Origin of the sequence: Bartonella sp. AP9QHHD, from assembly GCF_042195625.1 — a bacterium.
GTDB lineage: Bacteria > Pseudomonadota > Alphaproteobacteria > Rhizobiales > Rhizobiaceae > Bartonella.
In genome coordinates this window covers 1-1,155 of sequence record NZ_JBHIOP010000110.1, presented here as the reverse complement: position 1 = coordinate 1,155, position 1,155 = coordinate 1, and the positions used below count along the sequence as shown (strand labels likewise).

The window sequence follows — 1,155 nt, the reverse complement described above, 5'->3', positions numbered from 1 at the left end:
TATGATGATCTGTCATGCCATCAATCGTCACACTTTCTCCGCTCACATTGATATCTTGACCGGAAAGCAGATGAGAAGCAGTGATTGTGGTCTCTTTGTCTGATTGCGTGATAATGTTGCCCGTCGCCCCAAGGATAGAGGAAACCGTTGTGGTATGCGATTGAGATGTATCGGAAGATTCTTCATGCAAAAAGCCACTTGATGACGATTGTGCTTGCTGGTCCAAGTGTTCTTGGGCGCCTTTTATGACAATCTTTCCCCCAGAGTGAATNGCTTGACCCCACAACTTGGCGCACATCCATCTTGTTATGCTCAGATTTACTGCTACTAAACACCCCACCGTCTTTATGGTACGACATCTCATAATGTAAGCTATCCTCTGCATTATTGATGAGAATATCGTTGCTGGCTTTCAGCCCCACCTTGCCATCAGCCGCAATGGAACTACCTGTAATGCTAAGATCATGCGGTTTGCCATCCTGCCCTGCAATGACAGTGGTGTCACCTCCCGATTTTATCGAAGATCCAACGGCATGAGAGGCTTGCATATCCACTTTCGTGTTTTTGGTGCGAAGATGATACTCCATCTCATCGTTTCTCACCCCTATTGTTATCTCCCCTTGGGCACCAAGACCAACATTGCCCTTGGCATCTATATCGGAAGCAGCAATATGGATATCTTGACCTGAGATGACAGTGGTATCTTTTCCAGAACTTAAATGAGAGCCATTGTGTAAGGCAACATGAGATGTTTCACTCCCACTCTGATTGTCCATGCTGTTGCGTGTGGCATCAATCGAAACATTCCTCTCAGCTTGCAAGAGAAGTTTATCCTTTGTTTGAACATCAGAGCCTAAAATATTCAAATCTTTTCCAGAGGAAAGCGTTGTTGAGCCTCCAGAGTTGACTTCTGATTTATGATGCATGGTGGCATCACCCTGTTCATCATGGTAATGGGTTTCTGCTGAACCGATCGTCAAGTTACCTTGTTCTGTAGCCATGGCAAGATCACCTCCGGTAGTGATCCCCACCCCTGAGGCGGTGATATCTTGTTTGGCAATTACGCTCGCATTGCCCCCAGCAGAAAGCGCCTCGGTGTTTAATACGGTCTCCACGCCGTCAACCGTTGTGCGCCCTGCATCCAAACGAATATTC

1 pseudogene is annotated in these 1,155 nt (G+C 46.7%); it reads right to left on the bottom strand.

Features of this window, described 5'->3' with window-relative positions:
* A pseudogene (locus tag ACFIK4_RS09415) lies at window positions 1–1,155 on the bottom strand (hemagglutinin repeat-containing protein); the annotation flags it as partial.